Below are 1,003 nucleotides of genomic sequence, written 5' to 3' on the forward strand. Positions count from 1 at the left end.
GTGCTGAACCTGGCGCACAGCCTCCAGGACGTCCGCGACAGCGTGCGCCGGGTGGAGGCCAACCGTCTCAACGGCGTCGACGCCGAATGGCTCGACCCGAGCCAGGTCAAGGACGTCTGCCCGATCGTCAACGTCTCGCCGGACGTGCGCTATCCGGTCCTGGGCGCGACGTACCAGCCGCGGGCCGGGATCGCCAAGCACGACTACGTCGCCTGGGGCCTGGCCCGCTCCGCCGATGCCGCCGGCGTCGACATCGTCCAGAACTGCGAGGTCACCGGCATCGACATCCGGGGCGGCCGGGTGACCGGCGTGCGGACCACCCGCGGCCCCATCGCCGCGGGCAAGGTGGCCCTGTGCGCCGCCGGCCACTCCTCCGTCCTCGCCGCCATGGCCGGATTCGAGCTGCCGATCCAGAGCCACCCGCTCCAGGCCCTGGTGTCCGAGCTTCTGGAGCCCGTGCACCCGACCGTCGTCATGTCGAACGCGGTGCACGTCTACGTCAGCCAGGCCCACAAGGGCGAGCTGGTCATGGGCGCGGGCATCGACGCGTACAACGCGTACACCCAGCGCGGGGCGTTCCACATCATCGAACGCCAGATGGCGGCGGCGCTGGAGCTGTTCCCCGCCTTCGCCCGGGCCCACGTCCTGCGCACCTGGGGCGGCATCGTCGACGTCAGCCCGGACGCCTCACCGATCGTCGGTCTCACGCCCGTCGACAGCCTCTACCTCAACTGCGGCTGGGGCACCGGCGGCTTCAAGGCAACCCCGGGAGTCGGCTCGGTGTACGCCCACACCATCGCGCACGACGCCCCGCACCCGCTCAACGCCCCCTTCTCGCTCGACCGCTTCACCACCGGCGCGCTCGTGGACGAGCACGGCGCGGCCGCGGTCGCCCACTAGGAGCCTGCCGATGCTGCTGATCCCCTGCCCCTGGTGCGGGCCCCGCGACGAGGCCGAGTTCCACTACGGCGGCCAGGCGCACGTCGCCTACCCCGAGGACCCC

2 protein-coding genes are annotated in these 1,003 nt (G+C 72.2%); both read left to right on the forward strand.

All coding sequences use genetic code 11. From position 1 onward, the window contains the following. Nucleotides 1–900 (forward strand): FAD-dependent oxidoreductase (locus D7231_RS36055; RefSeq protein WP_120760611.1); only part of this gene is annotated, 900 nt, incomplete at its 5' end. A gap of 10 nt (nucleotides 901–910) precedes the next feature. After that, on the forward strand, nucleotides 911–1,003 hold a 93-nt coding region (locus D7231_RS38730), incomplete at its 3' end, for a sarcosine oxidase subunit delta (protein ID WP_147449945.1).

The sequence above is a fragment of the Streptomyces klenkii genome, from assembly GCF_003626645.1.
GTDB lineage: Bacteria > Actinomycetota > Actinomycetes > Streptomycetales > Streptomycetaceae > Streptomyces > Streptomyces klenkii.